The sequence below is a fragment of the Scytonema sp. UIC 10036 genome (assembly GCF_009725235.1).
The window spans coordinates 17,522-36,066 of sequence record NZ_WJFC01000128.1; the positions used below are offsets into that span (position 1 = coordinate 17,522).

Sequence of the window (18,545 nt, forward strand, 5' to 3'; positions counted from 1 at the left end):
ACCAATGACTAATGATAAATTTGGTTAAAAATAATGGCAAAAGCTCGTATTGGAATTATTGGTGGCAGTGGTTTATACAAGATGGACGCACTAAAAGAGGTGGAAGAAGTACAAGTTCAAACACCTTTTGGCTCGCCATCTGATGCCTTAATACTGGGAACATTGGAATCGACTAAAGTAGCCTTTTTAGCTCGTCATGGGCGCAATCATACGTTGTTACCCTCAGAGTTGCCATTTCGCGCCAATATCCATGCTATGAAGCAACTCGGCGTAGAGTATCTGATTTCTGCTTCAGCCGTTGGTTCTTTAAAGGAAGAAGTCAAACCATTGGATATGGTGCTTCCCGATCAGTTTATCGATAGAACGAAAAATCGAGTTTCGACGTTTTTTGGAGAAGGAATTGTTGCTCACATCGCTTTTGGCGATCCCATTTGTAAGAATTTGGCTGGAATTTTAGCAAGTGCGATCGCTGACTTAAACCTTCCGGATGTCACCCTACACCGTGGTGGTACATATGTTTGTATGGAAGGACCCGCATTTTCCACAAAGGCAGAATCAAACCTTTATCGTAGCTGGGATGCAACTGTCATTGGCATGACAAATTTACCAGAGGCAAAGCTAGCAAGAGAAGCAGAAATTGCCTATGCAACCCTGGCGCTAGTGACAGATTACGATTGTTGGCATCCAGACCATGATAGCGTGACCGTAGAGATGGTCGTTAAGAATTTACAGGCAAATGCTGTCAATGCCCAAAAAGTTATTCAAGAAACAGTCAAACGTTTGAGTAACAATCCACCGCCTAGCGATGCACACTCAGCCTTAAAGTATGCAATCCTAACGAATTTGGAAAAAGCACCAGCAGCTACAAAGAAGAAATTGGAATTGTTGCTGAAAAAATACACTGGCTAATGGCTAATTGCTAATGGCTAATGACAAATGGTAACTTTTTATTCCTTCTTTGCTGAAAAAAGTGAGTATGGTAAATGACAGCTTTTAGCTTACTTGCGAAAGAATAGAAGGGTTTTGCTAAAGATTTTCTATTGTGACCCAGTCTGTAATCTGTAAATTTATATACTTAGTCCTTGTTGTGTTTTCCAAGTCTCGAAAAAGTCTTGGAGCTTGACAAAAATCGCGTACAGACTATGAAAATCTCCCGCAAAACTATCAGAACACTCTTTCTTGCTGGGCTGGTTGCAGTCCTGATCGTATTTGGAACCCCAGCAATTTCTTATAATGCTGAGCCTTACAAGCACGAGCAAGCGAGTATCAATACAAAACTAGCAGCAGTTGATGTTTATCATAATGGTTCTGCTAGCAGATATTCCGACAGTATTCGTCTTGCTGGCAGACAGGTAGTGACTGCAAAAGTGAGAAAGAATGTTGTTGATTTGACTTCAGAAGAGAAACATGCATTTATAAATGCTCTACAGAAACTAAAGCATACCTTTTCAGAAGGTAGTCAGCTGAGTATCTACGACCAATTTGTTGCAGTGCATGTTGCGGCGATGGGCTTAATGTTCGATGGTGCTCAGGGTCCTGCGGCTGGACATGATGGTGCTCATGAAAGCGACCTCTTTTTACCCTGGCACCGTGAGTTTATATACAGATTTGAACAAGCTTTGCAATCGGTAGACCCCAATGTAACCCTTCCTTACTGGGATTGGACAGATGCCAGAGCATTATCAGTTATCTTTCAAGATGATTTTATGGGACCTAACGGTCAAGGGGTAACTATTAGCATTCCTTTAGATTTGGGTAATGCTCAAGGAGGTCCACCTCCATCTTCAAATGGTGCTCCTCCAAATGGCTTTACGCCTCCGAACGGTTCTGACGCAGGTTCTGGTACTCCAAATTTGGTAGAGGTTCAAGGGGGACCAGTTTTATCTGGACCATTCTCGGTAGCAAGCGGATGGGTTTTAAATCCAAACTTGCACTTTAAGCCATCAGGAGAAACATTAGGTAACACAATCTTGCGGTTTTTGCAAGCGCCTCCCACAAACAATTATCCTGTTCCCAAAGAAGATGTAGAGCAACTCTTTCCCATTAACGACTATCCAACTTTTCGCCTAGCTTTAGAAGGTTTTATTAAACCAAGTTCTACAGGACAACCAACACCCGGAGTTTTTCAACATAACTATTTCCATAGCTTTGTTGGTGGGGCTACCTTTGACCCTGCGGTAGGTCGTCCCGAACCTTTAGGCACAATGGCTGACCTTGCTGGTTCTATTAACGATCCTATATTTTGGTTGATTCATTCCAATACCGATCGCCTTTGGGCTGAGTGGCAAGAAAAAGGTCATCAGGGTAGCGCTTATTATCCTGCTTCTGGTAACCGATACGGAGAGAATCTCAATGACCGATTGTGGCCTTGGGATGGAGGTGAATCGACTCCTGCAAACTGGGGTCCAGGGGATTTATTATCTCTACTGCCTGGTTTTTCTTCAGATGATATTGTTACACCTGCCGATACGTTGAATTACAAAAAGTATGGCTATACCTATGACACTCTTAAGGTTTCATCTCGCCAACCAAATAAACGTCGTGTAACAAAAGTAGCAGGTGTTTGAACGACTCTTAAAACTTTCAGCCCCTACTCGTTCCCAGGCTCTGCCTGGGAATGCATACCCGGAGGCGGAGCCTCCAGTATACTACTTCACAAATTGATACATTTTACTGACTCTGCATTAACTAGGCTAAGCATTTCTCCTGATACTATAACCATAAAACAAAATGATTTGATTACTTCGAGGCAGAGCCTCGAAATACTCATTCCCTGGCAGAGCCAGGGAACGAGAAATACTCATACTACATTTGTAGTTAAAATGCATGCGCTAAAGCGCTACTACGAACTAAACTACTTGATAAACGAAACTTAAACTTGCCCATTGATTTACGTCTAGCACATAAGAATCAGAGGCTGTACCATTCATATCACTAACTGCACTAGCGTTATGTAAATCTTGTAGCACGGCTTGTGCAACTTCTAGAGGATTCATCGCAGGCTGAATGCGCTGCTGTTCCGCTTTTGGTGGTTTGGTTGTTTCTAGAGCAGCTAAAGTTTGAGTAAAGGGCGCAGTGCTAAAAATCAGTTGGGTTTCAGCTAAAGATGCGGGTGCTTGTACAACCCATTCAAAACCGGATGTTGTTTGGGGGAAAACACGGGTTTCTCCTGGCGGAATTACTAAGTTGACAAGCTGTGGTTGACTTTCTGATACTTCGGTTTCGGTCATTTTATACCAAGGAAATAACGCGATCGCTGTCTTACTACTACTGAGTCCCAACAGCATTAAATACACTGGGCGATCGCTTGTGTTTTCCACCCGATATTGTATCCTGTTCCCAATGGTCACGGTAGGTATATCCCCTGTTTCGGGACTAAATATCTTTTTACTGGATGCTTCTGTCTTTTGAGTTCGCAATGTTTCTCGTTGCATTAACGTTCGCGGTGCTAGAGTGCCTAGCATCTCCAATGTTGCTTTCACACCCAATAGTGATGAACCCTCATTTGCCGTGAGCCGCCATAGTTTTGCGGCTAGCAGGGTTTGCAGTTTTGGCACTAACCGCAAGGCTGCTACTTTTACGGCTTCTCCTGCTTCTCCAAAGGTACTGGGAATCTGTTCGCTACCCAAAGAAAATAAACCATAGCGACTGAGAGAAACCACTGTTGGATTTGTTGGCGCTGATTCTTTACTCTTTGAGTCTGGGAGTTTTCCAAACACGCAGTCAGCGAGTTGTTCTCCTGCTACTACAGTAGATACGCGAGACACTGTTGAAAAGGCGCTTGTCGCATCTACTCTTTCTATTCTTTCGAGTTTGGTGTCAAGAGCAACTGTTAAACCTACATTCTTAGGAAGCACCCGCACTGCTTCTTGAATGAGTTGCCCTACTTTTAGTTCGCTCTCATTATTGACAATTTGCGCTTTTGCTGTTATTGCAGTACGCGTTCGTACTACAAGTTGGCAGTTTGATATCGATGGCAGCAGAGTGAGGCGGGAATTAGATCCCAAGTATTCCAATACGTTCAAAGGAAAGCCTCCCAACCACAAATGAAGAGTTTTCCCATCCTCTTCAATTCCCATCACCACTCCGGAAGCCCCCAAGTTTGAGTCTGGAAGAAAATGATTGGCAACAAAGGCACGTGCTTGTGGATTGTTTTTATCAGTTTTCTCAGCTATTACTGCAGGCTGCTGTTTGGTACTACCCATCTGCTGTAAAGAACCTGCCACATGAGAGATGCAAACTTGAACTGTTGTTGCTGGGGTAGTTTCCCAAAGATACTGTGTTAGGGCGTATGTAAATAATCCTGCACTAAACCCAGATAATTGTATCTCTCGTGCTAGTTGTTTGGAATGAGAAGTTGCTGTTAGTACAACTCCTGGCGAGGGAGCAGACACCCTCTCCTTCAGTTGTTTTTGTAACTGAAGTTCCTCTGCTACCACAACAGCATCCACTAGAACCGGACGACTGCGAGTTCTCAACCCTGTAGGTAACGACGTTTGGGGAACGTAGTAACTCGTATCTAAGACAGCTGTTGCACGAGGCGTGGGTAGCGATCGCACTAATAACAGCAAAGTCTCTTCCAATATATAGTTGACTTTTTTTAGATTTTGTGAATCATCTTTTTCTGTAACGGGAATCAGAGCATTTTGCAGGGTATCTTGGGAAGTTTCCAGCTGAATGCGACTGCCATAACCGCTAAAGTGAAATACGACCGCATCATCCGGCTGAACTTGCTTGACGAGATGTTCTGAAAAAGCAAGCTCAATATCTTCCCTGGTTGCTTTAGCATCCGTTAAGCAGATAACATCTGACGCTTGAAAACCAAAGCGGTGAATCAACAGTTCCTTCTGTAGTTCTACATCTGTCAAACAACCCGTTAGTGGTGAAAATTGTGGGTACTGATTAATGCCTACCAATAACGCCAACTTGCGCGGTCTTGGTTGTGCCAAGGCTTGAGAATAACGGTTTCCCAAGGTCAACCACTCGTTGTCCGTGACACCTATTACCGCGAGTAGGGAGCCAACCCTTTCTAAAAACGTCCGCCGCTTCATAATTAGCTATCAGCCCTCAGTCCGTCCGCCCTTTTAGTTTGCCAGATGCTCGTACAAAAAAATTTTCTTTTAGCACTGGATTCACTAACAGCTTAAGGGCTGAGGTCTGTAGTGTAAAGTAAAAGTTTATACTTGATTCTTTGTACCGAATGTGCCTTAGACTGTTACTGGCACTCGCATTGCCCTTGCCAATTCTGCAGCCACTTCCGGACGAGAAAATTCTGGTGGGGGTAACTCTCCGCGACGCAGCATTTCCCTCACTTTTGTTCCCGATAAGTGAATGCGCTCTTCAGGGGTACTTGGACTTGTTTTACTTGTCGCCATTTGCTGAGTGCGCGTGCAGTAAAAGGCGTGTTCAAATTTCATCGGTACAATGCCCAATTCTTCGGGTTGAAACTCATCAAAAATGTATTGAGCATCGTAAGTGCCGTAATAGTTTCCTACTCCAGCATGATCGCGACCTACAATGAAGTGAGTGCAACCGTAGTTTTTGCGAATTAAGGCATGGAAAATTGCTTCTCTAGGACCAGCATAGCGCATTGCGGAGGGATTAATTGCCAGAATAACTCTATCTTTGGGGTAGTATCCATCCAGCAAAATTTCATAGCAGCGCATCCGCACATCAGCCGGGATATCGTCCTCTTTTGTTGCGCCTACTAAGGGATGCAAAAATAAACCATCCACAATTTCTAAAGCGCACTTTTGGATGTACTCATGAGCGCGGTGGATGGGGTTGCGAGTTTGAAAACCAACAATAGTTTTCCAGCCCTTTTCCCTAAACATTTGCCGGGATGTTGTGGGATCGATTTGATATTTGGGGAAGAAAGGATGGGGATCGCGTTGCAGCAACCACACATCACCTGCAAGGTGTATCGGTCCTTGATTGTATAACACCTGTACGCCAGGATGTTTGGAATCGTCAGTACGGTAAACGTTAATTGCTTCGCGGCTCTTATCGTAGCGGTATTTCTGTGTCAGTTCTAAAACACCAATAAACTCACCAGCTGGATTATCCAAGCGAATAAACCCGCCTTCCTTTAAGGAGGCTGCAACTTCTTCTTCTACAGATAGCGTTACGGGAATTGCCCAAACATTACCATTAGCCAGCCGCATTTCTGTAACAACGCGATCGTAATCCTCCTGGTTCATAAAACCAGTCAGTGGACTAAAACCACCAATCGCTATCATTTGGAGATCGGAAACCGCCCGTTCATCCAGTTGCACTCGCGGTAAAAAGTCAGCTTTTGAGAGAAATTCTTGCCTTTGTTCGGGTGTAGCGATGCGATTCACCAACTGCCCGCCGTGGGGCGCAATAGCATCAAGATGATAACTCAAGGTTGTGCCTTCTGTGTGGTAACTACATTTTTTTTTAACCTATTTAACTAAGTTACCAAATCATGGAACACTCGTTAAGAGTTAGGGGTTAGTGGTTGGTGGTTAGTTGTTAGTGGTTAGCGGTCACTGGTCATTGGTCATCTATAATGTACAAGTAAAGCTAGTTTTATACTAAATTCATGGAGAGCCTAAACATTAAAGAAGAAGCTCGAAAGTTGATAGACAGATTGCCGGAAAACTGTACATGGGACGACTTAATGTACGAGATTTATGTTCGGCAAGTAGTTGAGGCTGGACTTGCTGACAGTAAAGCTGGTAGAGTTTCATCTGTGCAAGACGTTCGGGCAAAATTTGGAATACGAGAGTGAAAGTTTTTTGGACTGATACAGCTGTAGAAAATCTGTCTGCTATTTATGCTTACATTTCACAAAACTCACCACAGTATGCGGCTAGAGTAGTTGACCGTATAACTAGACGTTCGGAGCAAATTATTAATTTCCCTCTGTCTGGTCGAATTGTGCCAGAATTTAAAACGGAGCAAATCCGTGAAGTTATTGAAGGTTCATATCGAATCATATATTATATCAAGCCCGAACAAATAGAGGTGCTAGCTGTGATACACGGTTCACAGACTCTAAATGTTGAGGGTTAGTTGTTAGTAGTTACTGGTTACCGGTCACTGGTCACTGATATTCTTTTATACGTGGTAGCAAGCCGAAAAGTGTCAAAACTGAGATGAGGATGGCTGCAACAGCAGCAGAAATCTCAAAGCCTTCTACATCTTTGAAATTACGTTCAATTGCTTTATCAAAAGCTTCTTTGTTAATATCTTGAACTTTAGCATGAGCTTTTCTAAACTCGTTGAAAGCCCAGTAAAATTGTCCTTGGTTATGACCTACACATAAAGCGATCGCTTCCTGGTGCTGACCATTTTGTTCTAGCTGGCGAATTTGTTTGTGGATGCTTAAATATCTGCCAAAAGCAGAAAGAGTTGCTACTGAGACCTCTCGCTCTCCTGGAAAACTGATATTGTCAAAGACATCAGCCAAAAAACCTGTAAAACCAACACCTTTATAGTCACCTTGCTTTAAAGAGCGTGTCGTTGATTCAAATGTCTCATCGTTTGTCGCTTTAGCAATTTTTGCTGTTTTCTCTAAAAAAGCTTGCTCGTGTTTGGCAGCAAATGTTTTATCTAATAAATAGCGGCTGACATCAGCATTTGCCGTGTAAGCTAAAGCACGGGATTGTCGCAAGGCATATAATGACTCAAAAGCATCCTCTTTTGCTATCTTTAACCGAGCTGAGGTAGATAGCAAGGTTTGAGTGGTGTAACTTAAAAACACGACAGCGATCGCAGTTGCAGCGAGTAGCATCGGATTGAGAATGCGTCGCATTTTGTAGTTGAGGAATAATTGAATTGCGACTAATACGCCTGTCAGGAACAAACCAGAAACAATGATGAAGAATAGTTGGCTAGAAGCAGCCGTTTGTTTTCTGGTATAAGTTCTTTCCATCTGTTGCAAGTTGGCTTGATTGAGTTGCTCGGCTGCACTGAGAAGCGTATTGTCCATAATTTGGGCTGCTTCTCGGTAAGTGCTCGACACTCCATTAATATCATTCCGTTCGTGAAAGTCCCGCGCTCGTTGGATTTTGGCTATGTAATCGTTGAGTCCTAGTTGCATCGTTTGGATAGGTTTGCGTTCTGCGTCGCCGTAGGTGATGTTTTCAGCAGCAGCAATGATTCTTTCATTTGAGGCTTTACGGCGTTCTTCATATTCTTTGAGGGCGAGGGGGTTTTCTCCTGGCTTGACAAGCAGTTCGTTCACTGCATTGGCGTCCATTCCTACTAAGCTATCTTTTAGCCGTTGCGCCAGAAGAATGCTGGGTACGGCGTCTTTGCCAATTGCTTGATTGGTATGGCGCTGTTGTTGAATACCAGAAATAGCGGCGATCGCGAGTAGTAAACTAGCTACCCAAGTTGTGTACAAGCTGTTTTTAGCAGTTGCGGGGTGGTTAGTTTTATTTGTTACTGAAGGTGGCTGTTGTGCTTTGTCATAGGATTTTAATTAACTACAGGGAGTAGGGGTAGGGGGTAGGGGGTAGGAGTAGGGGGAGACAAGGAAGATGGGGGAGACAAGGAAGATGATTCTACCTTGTCCACCTGTCCCCTGTCTCCCTTGTCTCTATCCCTATCCCTAAACTTGATTCGAGTCCAGTGTCCGAGAGTGATTTCATCACCATCTTTGACGGGAACATCTACCATTGGTTTGAGTTCGACACCGTTTAATTTGGTACCATTGGTTGAACCAATATCTCGCAGTACAAATGTGCCATCAGGGTTTCGATTTAGAAGTGCATGGCGGTGGGAGACGGCGCTATCAAAATCAAGGGGAATTTCTGGGTAAATTCCTCGAAGTTCGCTACAACGTCCAATAAGATTGCTGTCTTTATCTAGTCGGAAGGTTATGGGTGGTTGATTGGGTGGTGTTGGACTTTCTGGGTTTTGCAATGAGGGATCGATAATGGCGATAATTTCAGCAACGGATGTTGAAGTGGATGGTTGTTCTGTGGGTCTTACAGGTAAATCATCTGTAACATTTTCTGTCAAATTTGTTGTTGCTACTATTGGTATTTCTCCGCGAGCTTTAGTCACAAAGTTGTAACCACAAATTTCGCAGAAGTTACCGCTACTGGGGTCATGTGGGGCTGTGCATTCGGGACATGCGATCGCAGATTGTGCTGTTTGGGACACTTCTAGTTTTGGTGTCATTACGGCTACTGCGCTTTCGGCTGTTCCGAGAATTTTAGTACCGCAGTCCGAACAATAATCTGGTTCGGTTGAAGCGTGTCCTTTTGGACATTGATAGGTGGACATGGTGGGTTGAGGATTAAGATTTAGGAATGCGGGTTGTTTTGGTGGAGCGAGTTTCTAACATCATCGTGTCTTCTTTGGCGACTTCTCGCTTGAGCCGAACTGTTCCTGTTGCAGCATCTTCAATATCAACTACTTTTCTAAGAAGCTTGGCTGTTGCTTCGTTCCCTGATGCATGGGCGAGTTGCACTGCTTTTCCTAACTTGGCTGTTGCGACTTCAATATTGCCGCGATCGCGTGCTTCTAATCCCTCTTGTATGGATTGGGCTAGTTCTGCTTGTCCGGTATAATGGGCTACGCGTCTATCAATTTTGGTAGATTTGGCATCGTCGTCTGTCCATATTGCTAGAATTCGAGCTTCAGCAATTTTTGTTTCCACTCCATTATCTGTATAAATTAAACTAGCTCTACCTGCTAACATTTCGTCACCAACATTTCCCGGTTGTACTTGAATACAAAAGTGGTAATCACGAGACTCTCCATTGCTCCAAGCACCTGTTGGATAGTCACAAACTTGAGGTTTGACAACAGTTGTGCGGTGGGTTAAATCTACAATGTCGGGGCTGACTTGCTTGCAAAACAGTATTTTGGCACTTTGAGGCGTCCACAATCGCAAAGCTACGTCACTGACATTCTTGCTCATAGCTTTCTCTAAAATTGCCTGAAAGTCGGCTTCAATCATGTTTGCTTTGGGGATAATATCTGTAGTACCTAACAATTTTCCAGAAATTTCTTGGAGTTGTTTAACACGCCAACTTGTTCCAACCCCCCGACAATCGCACTGAAAAATACCTTCACATTTCTTGAGGACTGCTTGAAGTTGTTGTTCGTCTGATTCATCGTTTTGTCCATCAGTTAAAAGCAGGGCTTGACGCAAAGCATGGGGCATTTTTTGAAACTGTGTTAAAGCTTCATTGAGCCAAGAAGAAATTATAGTACCACCATCAGCACTGACTTTTTTGATGGCTGCTTGCGCCTTCTGTTTGTTTTCGGGAGTTGCTTTTAACATGGGAAAAGTGACACGAGCAATGTTCGCACCAGTCACAATAAAGAAAAATGTATTTTCAGGAAGCAAGTTTACGATTTTAGCCATTGCATCTCTGACGGCGTGAATTTTTTCACCTCCCATTGAGCCAGAGGTATCGCATATAATTCCAAAGACTCTGTTGCTTGTGGATGATGCAGCAATTCCTTCACCACCGTCAGCGCTAACGGTCATAATTGCATGAACTTCTTTTGCTCCTTGTGGTAAATATTGGTTTTGAAATACTTCTGCTTTGAATTGAGTGGTCATTTAGAACTCCTATTTGATTTTTAAGCTATATGTATGGTGGATAATGTCCGCATAAAAGTTTTATAGCAATTCCCACTTTTGTGAGGTATTGGAATAAATAATTAACCACAGGTGAACGCAGACGGACGCAGATAAAGGTGTACCTCAGCAGTTTAGTAAATAACTGTAAGACTGATTTTTTATATTAAAAAACTTCTTGGAAATTATTTCCTCTAAAATCAAAATATTGATTTTCTTGAATAACTTCTTCCCGAACAAAAGCTAACTTTTGCCTTAAGCACATTAAGTTCCAAAATTGACTTAGCAATTCTAAATTTTTGTCGTTTTGTAGCTTGTTAAAAACTCGCTTCTGAAATTGTCGATGATTTTCATTATATTTTGTTTTTAAAGAAATTTTATTAGCTTTACACCAATCCAAAAAAACAAAATCATTGTAATAATTTCCTGACGTAAATGTAAAAATATTAATTGTCAACAACTTTGTTTGATGCACGGTAATTACCTCAAGTTCAGCATTTTCTTGAAAAAGATGTCGTGAAATAAATAAAGGATTTTTTTCTCCATGAACTTCGCGGTATTCTTCAGTTTCTGGGTCAAAGAAATCGAGCAAATATTCAATGTAATAAGATTCATCATTGTAACTAAGTGTTGACTCATAAACGCAGTAAACTTTATCTCCCTTATTTAAAAGAATGCCGTTGTTAATGGCTTGTTGAGCTTTGATAGAATTTGAACTGTGCAAGAGTTTGTAAGCTGTTGCTCTTACAATGAGTTCTTCATCGTTCATCGCTTCTATCAAAAAATCTACGCCTGCATCTTCAAACTGAAGTGCATTAGCAAGATAAGCTACTCTTTGTTCGCCAGTCACAGCAGCAAAACGTTTTTGTAAACCTTCAATTCCCCCTAGAACAATACCATCTCTTGGAAGTGAGGTTTGTCCTCCTAAAACAGCATCAAATTCTGTAGGTCGATCGCTACTTTCTGTCATGTTCTTATTCCCATAAATTAGCTTTCACTTTTTACGTCTAAGAGATAACACTGCAACAGTGATGTTGTCATGTCCTCCACTCAAACACGCGAACTCTATAAGCTTCTGGGCTACCGTAATAGCATCTATATCTGGGTTAACAAGCATTTGTAATTCTGAAACTTCAGGTGTGTAATTCCACAAACCATCAGTACACAAAAGTAAATACCCGTAACCGGGAATTTCAAAGTTGACAATAGAAGGTTCTACATTCCCCGCGTCTGCACCCAACCAACGAGTAATAGCATGGACATGGGGTGATTTTTTTGCTTCAGATTCGGTCATTTCTCCTGACAAAACAACATCGTAGAACCAGGAATGATCTCTGGTTAACTGTCGCGAACTATTAGGAGAAATCCAGTAAGCGCGACTGTCTCCCAACCAAGCAATGGTGGCTGTATTGTCAACAACGACAGCTGCCACAATTGTAGTTGATGGTGGGTCAATATCTGTAGTCACATTGTATGGAATGGCACTTACTGCTGTCATAGCTTCAGCAATTGCTAATTTTATTTCCTTTTGCAAATTTGTCCCCCTAACCCCTCTTTCCAAAGCTCTACACGCACTTTCTGCGGCTACTTTAGCAGCTAAATCGGGTGAAGCAGAACTAGAGACTCCATCACAAACAACTAGAACGTAAACACTAGTTCCAACTCTCGCACAAGCAAGATAATCTTCATTACGGTGGTGTTTTAACCCTCGATGGGAAACACCTGCGAGGTTAGGAGAAAGAAGAATCTCAAAGTTATTTGTTTGTTGTATTTCTTGACGAAAGCCACATTGAGAACAAAAGCCTTCTGGATCGATTTCTTCTACTGAAGCACCGCATTTTTCACACCCCCCTGTCGCTTTTGGCATGGCTGGTGTGCCACATTCTTCACAAAAGCGATCGCCAATTTCTATCGTATTACCACATTTTGAACATTTCATAGTGATTGTTAGTGGTTAGTGGTTAGTGGTTAGTGGTTAGTTGTTGGTTGTTAGTTGTTAGTTGTTAGTTGTAGCTACTAACTACTAACTACTAACTACTAACTACTAACTACTAACTTTAAAATAATGTTCTTGGACGTACACGGTTTGCTTCATCAACTAGGTGAATTTTTTCATTTCCTGTTGAGAGGTGCGCCATGTCTCGTAGTGCTTTTTCTAATCCTTTCCGTAAATACAATTCTTGAAGTGTTTGTCCTAAAATTTTGATGGATAAGTCTTGTGAAACTGTTTGAGAAGTGACTAAATCTAAAGCTGTTTCTAAAACCTGCTTTGCAAGCTGACAGCGTTCTATACCACTGAGCGTCAGTGCTTCAATTGCTGCTGAAGCTTCTTGGAGTTCTTTTACCCCAGGAGGGGAATGAGAAGTATTAATTAGCGTTCGTGCAATTTCCACCCGCGCCCGTGCATACAAGTTAGAGGTTTGCGGAACTCGTTCTAATGCTGACACTGCATCTTTTCTGTTTGCTGTAGCGCACAAGCAACGGGCTAAACCAAAGGCGGCGGCGGTATAACTGGGATCGGTACGAGATACTAGGTCGTACATATGAATTGCTAGCTGGAAATTACCTGCACTTTCAGCCGCTAAAGCTAACCCCAGTTTGGGTGCAAGTTCTCCAGGTAAGTCAAAGTAAACTTGGTCAAAAGCCGCTTGAGCTTCTTGTGCTTTGCCTTGCGCCATGAGGCTGCGTCCTTTATACCACAACACTCGCCAGTCCCAAGGGTCTTTTTCTTCTACTTGCGCCAACACTTGTTCCACTTTGTCATAATTGCCAGTGTCAATTAAGCTGTTTGCCAAACGCAGCAGTGGTTCCTTGGAATCGGGGAACTGTTGAACGACTTGTGTCAAGCTAGTTACTCTCATTTTAGGATCGGCAAAAACACCCGCATTCAGAACTGCGTTGAACCCTGGTTCTGTAGAATCTAGCATTGGCAATGGTAACTGATGATGATCGGCTTTGATTGGGGTTAACTCACCAGTGTTTGTCAGCCAGAGCATATCGCCACCAAAAATATTGCTGGAGGCTGGACGTGGAATCTTTGTTTCGGTTGCAACAACTTCTCGCAGCACGCCCAGTAATTGGTCTGCCATTTCATCTGCAGATTGAAAACGCTCGTCAGGGTTTTCTGCAGTTCCTTTAAGCAATAATCGGTATAAGGATTCTTGCTGGGCAAATAGAGGTTCTTCTTGAGGGCTAGGTAGAGTGTAGAGATGTTCTTTTGTAAAGCCCGATATGTTGGTCAGGAGAACTGCTAGCGTCCTACCAATGGTAAACAAATCTGATACTGCTGTTGGTCCTTCACCCGCTTCTGGCGCACTGTAGCCAACAGTACCGTAAATATCTCCATGAGGGTCATCAATCCGACGGACACTACCTAAGTCTATGAGTTTAACATCGTGTCCTTCTAGCATCATATTATCTGGTTTGAAGTCACAGTAGACCAAACCTAATGAATGTAGATAAGCAAAAGCACCTAAAATCCGGTGTATGTAGGCGATCGCTTCTGCGACTGGTAGTGGTCCCCTTGCTTTGCGAATTTCCTTCAGTGTTTTACCACCAACATACTCCATGACAATGAAGCCTTCACTATCATGGTTGACAAAATTATAAATACCAACAATATTAGCGTGTTTCACGGATGCCAAAAACTTTCGTTCCGCCACTGCTACCACTGCACTGGCTGCATCTTCAGTATTTAGTAAACCTTTCAGTACAACATAACGAGACAATATTTTGTCAAAACCCAAGTAAATCCAACCCAGACCACCAAAAGCGATCGCGCCTTTGACCTCATACTGTCCAGCTACCACATCACCTGATTTGAGAGTCGCAATAAAAGAATACTTTTGTCCGCACTTAGGGCAAAAGCCTTTCTCTCTTCGCAGAGAATTATCGCAATTAGAGCAAACGCGTTTGTGGTCGGGAACCTTAGCTTCTGCCATAATAGCCTTCTCCGGCTCCGTTGAAGGCAACTCTGGTACAGAGACAAGACCAGCACCAAGCTGCTTGCGACTGCTTCCACTAGAAGAATTGCTAGTACGCCGCGAACCCTTAGAACGGTAGGTCAGTGGCGATGAACCCGTTCCTGTGGTAATTGCGCTTTGCTTTGTTGGCTGTGTTTGTTTGCGAATGCTGTCATGAAGAGATATAGATTGCAATCGCTCCACTGGCGCAAGCCCACAGACATCACAATATCCATCTTCAATAGTGCCGATACACCCGTTGCGCTTGCAACTTTCACCATTCATCAAGAACTATCCTCCAGTAGCCTGAATCTTTTCTAACTCAAATTTTCCAAATCGATAACCCTTTCTCTCAAACATCTCCCCTCTCTCTTCTTCCTCTGTGTCCTCTGCGCCTCTGCGGTTAAATAACATAGCTGAAGCTTCAAAATAGCGATCGCAACAAACCCTAAAAACCCTCACCTTCCCAAAAGTCCACTATTCAAGCACTTTTCATACTGAGACACAAACCGAGCTGCTTCATCCAAAGGAGTTGGTCGAGAGTATAAAAGCTGCTGAGCGTGCAAAGCGAGTTCAGTCAAAACAGTATCTTCTACCAATCCCCGCGCTATTGCTTTCGCTTTCAGCGCATCCAACCGCCCGCGCAACTCCGATCGCATTTCCAAAGGTGCTCTGTTAGCAGCGTATACTTTTTCAGTAGCTGCAATATATTCCTTCACCTTGGCAATCCAATTTTCCAGACCAACACACACCGGATTAACAAGTCCTTCAGCAAATTTAGTTTCCAGTCTACTCAACCAGGACACAAGCGCTTCTATATGCTTATCCTCCAAAGGAATTTGCAGCCCAGAATGGTCAACAACTTTTAAAGTGCTTTCCGTATAAGCCTCTAATGCTTGGTGGTGAAGTTTTATTAACTGCGATCGCAACTGATGAGCGCGAGTAAAACCGTCTCTGAGAAATTGCTGCTGTTTTGCCAATTGCTCTAGAGTCGTTTTCACCTGCGTTATTTGGGGTTGAATATCGCTTGTGAAATCATCTGTCACTCCTAAAGGGTCGCTTTCCACACAGTCACGCAGCAAGTTAATTTTGTGACTCACTGCGGAAAGTTCTTTCAAGGACTCTACACCGAGTGCGATCGCCAACGCTTGCAGTTTCTCAATCTCTGCTTGTGCTTGAATTAGCATGGGTTCCAAACGCGCCCACGCTGAATCAACAGCTAATACAACTTCTTTAGCATCATCAAAGGCATTTGTCATCAGATGCAGTAATTCTTGGGGAGCGATCGAGTGAGTTGTCTCAGGCGCACTTAAAAGACCCCTCTCTGCTAAAGGAGTTTGTACAACAGACAATTCAATAGAGGGTGTTATCAGTATTTTCTCTATTTCTTGTAATTTCTGTTGCGACAGCAAAAGTCGAGATATTGAAGAACGTAGTTGATTGGCTTTATGAACCGTATTTACAATTAAGTCAAAATACCCAAACAGGTCATTCATTGCGCTCAATGCTGAAGAGACACGTGTTTGGGTAACGCCTGTAAGTTTTGCTTTAGGAAATCCAGAACTACCAGCAAGGCGCTGGTATGTGGGAAGATTGTGTAAATCGATAAGATTCTGACTCACAAGGTCAATCTTCAATTTCCAGTCAGCTAGCAACTGGTCAATTTCTTCAAGAGTCATTGGTTGGGAGTTAGTGGTTGGTTGTTAATTTTTATGTTGTCATCTTATCTTGCCAGGAATATTACTTAATTAAATAAACCGCAAAGACGCAGAGGACACAGAGAAAAGAGGAGAGAAGATCGGTAATCTTATGGCGGAAAGGGAGTAGTACAGGACTTACGCAAAGCCCCTCTTTTGAAGGCAGGGCTGATTCATTCCCTCAAAGGCTTATAATGTCAAGGGTTACTTTTAGCAAATACTCAAATTTTTCCAGAAAAATTTGAATTTCGTGGGTGGAAATATAAATTTTCTATGACTTCTGTCTCAAAAAACAAAATTTGCCGTCTCGGAGATAAATAAGGTTAAAATGCCTTAGTATTCGGTTTACCATGTTACTCCCTGCGATTTCATCGGTTTTGAACCATCTCAACTTTAATCAAGATTTGTAAGTGCTTATGAGCAGTGATCATTTCGTTCTGAATCCTTCTACGACTATCAGATTTGCTGCAAGCAATGTTCAGGAAGTTCAGATAGTTGTAGGTGAGGGAAGTCAGCGTGTTGAACTCGCAACATTCAATCACAGACTTATATCTTGGTTACTCAAACTGCGCCACCCATGTTGTCATACTAAGACTTAATATTAAAAAACTTCCTTGAAATTCTCTCCTCTAAAATCAAAGTACTGATTTTCTTGGACAACTTCCTCATGAACAAATGCTAATTGTTTGGTGTAGCCTAGTAATTCCCAGAGTTGCTCTAGTAATTCTACATTTTTATCATTTTGTAGCTTTTTTAAAACGCGGTTATTAAATTTCCATGGTTCTTCATATTCTGGAAAATCATCTAAAGACAATTGATTTAATTGACACCAACGATAAATATTAAAATTTTCATTATGGATAACTACACCAATTGCAGACAAATTTATTTCCAGCATTATTGTTTGGTGTAATATCTTTGCCTCAAGTTCAGCATTTTCTTGAAAAAGATGCCGCGATATGAGTTGAGGATACTCTGCATAAAAATCGTAGTAATAATCACTTTCTACTTTTTCTCGATCGTTAGGAAGATAATCACATATATAATAATACGTTTCATTTTGGTAATAAATTGCAGATTGATAAACACAATAAACTTTATCTCTTTCCTTTAAAAGAAGACCATTGTTAACAGCTTGTCTAGCTTTTATAGATGTTACACTCTGCAATAGTTTATAAGCTGTTGCTCTGACAATGAATGTTTTATCATTCATAGCCTCCACTAACAAATCTATTCCGGCTTCTCCATATTGAAGAGCATTAGCAAGAGGAATTGTTCTTCGTTCGCCAGTCAAAGTAGCGAAACGTTTTCGCAAACCTTCTATTCCACCGAGAATAACACCGCTTATCAGAGGTGGTGCTTGTCCTCCCAAAACAGCATCAAAGTCTTGAGGTTGGTGGATATGTTCTATCATATAGTCATGCTTCGCGATCGCCAAATAATCACTGCTTCTATTAGTTTTCTCAGAACTCACCTATGTGTCATCGATGTTCATCATAGGTTTTTAGCGAGCGTAGTTGATGAACTGATACAGCTTCAATCAATCCACTTGTCGATACTCAAATCGCGCAAAGGTGGTAAGTCTTGCGCTGCTTTATTAAAGTCTGGAGTTTCATCAAAGTAATCACCTAGGTTCAACAAGTGTATTTTAAACCACTTTATTTGATAAATGTTAGAGTGAATTTGCTAAAACTCTTTCAGTCTGTCATGAATGCTCATTATGAGTTTTAATATTTATTAATTGCTTATACAGTAGTAGAAGACCTGTTACAACACATTCTGAAAGTTGGTCTGTTGCGTTAAATGTGTTGAGTTTATACCAAGTGTCAGGTGTCACTTTCATTTTGATGGACTGTGGAGCTAGATTACAAGGATATTCTTCAAGACTGCTAATAGATACTCCCAAACTGTCTGCATAAAAAAGAGCATACTTGATGGCAGAGTTTAAAGTGACTTCAAAACTTAATCCTAAGGCTTGGCGAATTTCCTTAGCTATCTTCTCTTGAGTTTCGCCGAGCTTAATAGTAAATTGTGTTGGGTTTTCAATTTCTCGCTCCTGCTGAACCGCCTCCGCAATGACTCGCTCTACATAGGCATTTTCTGGTTGAGATGTTGAAATATCTGTTGGCTCATTATTTTGCGAAATATCTTGCATAGTTTCGTTCATCTGCTACAAGCTGCGGTTAGTTCAATATCCTGTACCTTAGAAAAGTGGAATAGGTTGGCGCAAATAATTATTACTAGTAGTCTGTCACATCAACTTTGCTGGGTAAGACACTTGGGTATAAGCGCTCCATCTTTCTCCGTGCATCAGTA

17 protein-coding genes are annotated in these 18,545 nt (G+C 42.2%); 5 read left to right on the forward strand and 12 right to left on the reverse strand.

From position 1 onward, the window contains the following. Positions 1–33: 33 nt before the first annotated feature. Complete coding sequence (locus F7734_RS40140) at positions 34–909, forward strand: S-methyl-5'-thioadenosine phosphorylase (RefSeq protein ID WP_155749999.1); 876 nt, start codon at positions 34–36, stop codon at positions 907–909. 233 nt (positions 910–1,142) lie between these two features. Next, on the forward strand, positions 1,143–2,567 hold the full coding sequence (locus tag F7734_RS40145; protein ID WP_155750000.1) for a tyrosinase family protein: 1,425 nt from the start codon (positions 1,143–1,145) through the stop codon (positions 2,565–2,567). Positions 2,568–2,849: 282 nt separating this feature from the next. Here F7734_RS40145 and F7734_RS40150 read toward each other — a convergent pair whose 3' ends face one another. After that, positions 2,850–5,051: a caspase family protein gene (locus F7734_RS40150; protein ID WP_155750001.1), complete on the reverse strand. Its 2,202-nt coding sequence runs from the start codon at positions 5,049–5,051 to the stop codon at positions 2,850–2,852. A 156-nt stretch (positions 5,052–5,207) separates the two neighbouring features. After that, complete coding sequence (gene sat / locus F7734_RS40155; protein ID WP_155750002.1) at positions 5,208–6,386, reverse strand: sulfate adenylyltransferase; 1,179 nt, start codon at positions 6,384–6,386, stop codon at positions 5,208–5,210. A 179-nt stretch (positions 6,387–6,565) separates the two neighbouring features. Between sat and F7734_RS40160 the strand changes: the two genes are divergently transcribed. Both F7734_RS40160 and F7734_RS40165 read left to right on the forward strand, forming a co-directional pair. Then, a complete protein-coding gene (locus tag F7734_RS40160; protein WP_155750003.1) occupies positions 6,566–6,754 on the forward strand; it encodes a hypothetical protein in 189 nt (62 codons plus the stop codon). Further along, positions 6,751–7,038, forward strand: a complete 288-nt coding sequence (locus F7734_RS40165) for a type II toxin-antitoxin system RelE/ParE family toxin (RefSeq protein ID WP_166482450.1) — start codon at positions 6,751–6,753, stop codon at positions 7,036–7,038. Before F7734_RS40160 ends, F7734_RS40165 begins: the two co-directional genes overlap by 4 nt. 31 nt (positions 7,039–7,069) lie before the next feature. On the opposite strand, the gene F7734_RS40170 is transcribed toward F7734_RS40165, so the two are convergent. From F7734_RS40170 to F7734_RS40205, 9 genes are all read right to left on the reverse strand, one after another. Then, positions 7,070–8,374: a hypothetical protein gene (locus F7734_RS40170; RefSeq protein ID WP_155750004.1), complete on the reverse strand. Its 1,305-nt coding sequence runs from the start codon at positions 8,372–8,374 to the stop codon at positions 7,070–7,072. 74 nt (positions 8,375–8,448) lie between these two features. After that, complete coding sequence (locus F7734_RS40175; RefSeq protein ID WP_155750005.1) at positions 8,449–9,261, reverse strand: FHA domain-containing protein; 813 nt, start codon at positions 9,259–9,261, stop codon at positions 8,449–8,451. Between the two features lie 13 nt (positions 9,262–9,274). Next, positions 9,275–10,552, reverse strand: coding sequence for a VWA domain-containing protein (locus tag F7734_RS40180; protein WP_155750006.1), 1,278 nt, complete (start codon positions 10,550–10,552; stop codon positions 9,275–9,277). A 184-nt stretch (positions 10,553–10,736) separates the two neighbouring features. Continuing rightward, positions 10,737–11,540 (reverse strand): hypothetical protein, encoded by an 804-nt coding sequence (locus F7734_RS40185; RefSeq protein WP_155750007.1) that lies wholly within the window; start codon positions 11,538–11,540, stop codon positions 10,737–10,739. A gap of 24 nt (positions 11,541–11,564) precedes the next feature. Then, positions 11,565–12,509 (reverse strand): protein phosphatase 2C domain-containing protein, encoded by a 945-nt coding sequence (locus F7734_RS40190; protein ID WP_155750008.1) that lies wholly within the window; start codon positions 12,507–12,509, stop codon positions 11,565–11,567. Positions 12,510–12,627: 118 nt separating this feature from the next. Continuing rightward, positions 12,628–14,817: a serine/threonine-protein kinase gene (locus F7734_RS40195; protein WP_155750016.1), complete on the reverse strand. Its 2,190-nt coding sequence runs from the start codon at positions 14,815–14,817 to the stop codon at positions 12,628–12,630. A 6-nt stretch (positions 14,818–14,823) separates the two neighbouring features. Beyond that, positions 14,824–14,946 carry a hypothetical protein gene (locus F7734_RS65675; protein ID WP_279239817.1) on the reverse strand — a complete coding sequence of 41 codons (123 nt, stop codon included), beginning with the start codon at positions 14,944–14,946 and terminating at the stop codon, positions 14,824–14,826. A 44-nt stretch (positions 14,947–14,990) separates the two neighbouring features. Further along, positions 14,991–16,211, reverse strand: coding sequence for a hypothetical protein (locus F7734_RS40200; RefSeq protein ID WP_155750009.1), 1,221 nt, complete (start codon positions 16,209–16,211; stop codon positions 14,991–14,993). Between the two features lie 619 nt (positions 16,212–16,830). Beyond that, positions 16,831–17,643 (reverse strand): hypothetical protein, encoded by an 813-nt coding sequence (locus F7734_RS40205; RefSeq protein WP_155750010.1) that lies wholly within the window; start codon positions 17,641–17,643, stop codon positions 16,831–16,833. Between F7734_RS40205 and F7734_RS62410 the strand changes: the two genes are divergently transcribed. Further along, entirely contained in the window at positions 17,632–17,853 is a 222-nt protein-coding gene (locus tag F7734_RS62410) for a hypothetical protein (RefSeq protein ID WP_155750011.1), read from the forward strand. The genes F7734_RS40205 and F7734_RS62410 overlap by 12 nt on opposite strands. A gap of 81 nt (positions 17,854–17,934) precedes the next feature. Here the strand turns inward: F7734_RS62410 and F7734_RS40215 are convergent, their stop codons facing one another. Further along, on the reverse strand, positions 17,935–18,396 hold the full coding sequence (locus F7734_RS40215) for a hypothetical protein (protein WP_155750012.1): 462 nt from the start codon (positions 18,394–18,396) through the stop codon (positions 17,935–17,937). Positions 18,397–18,545 lie beyond the last annotated feature (149 nt).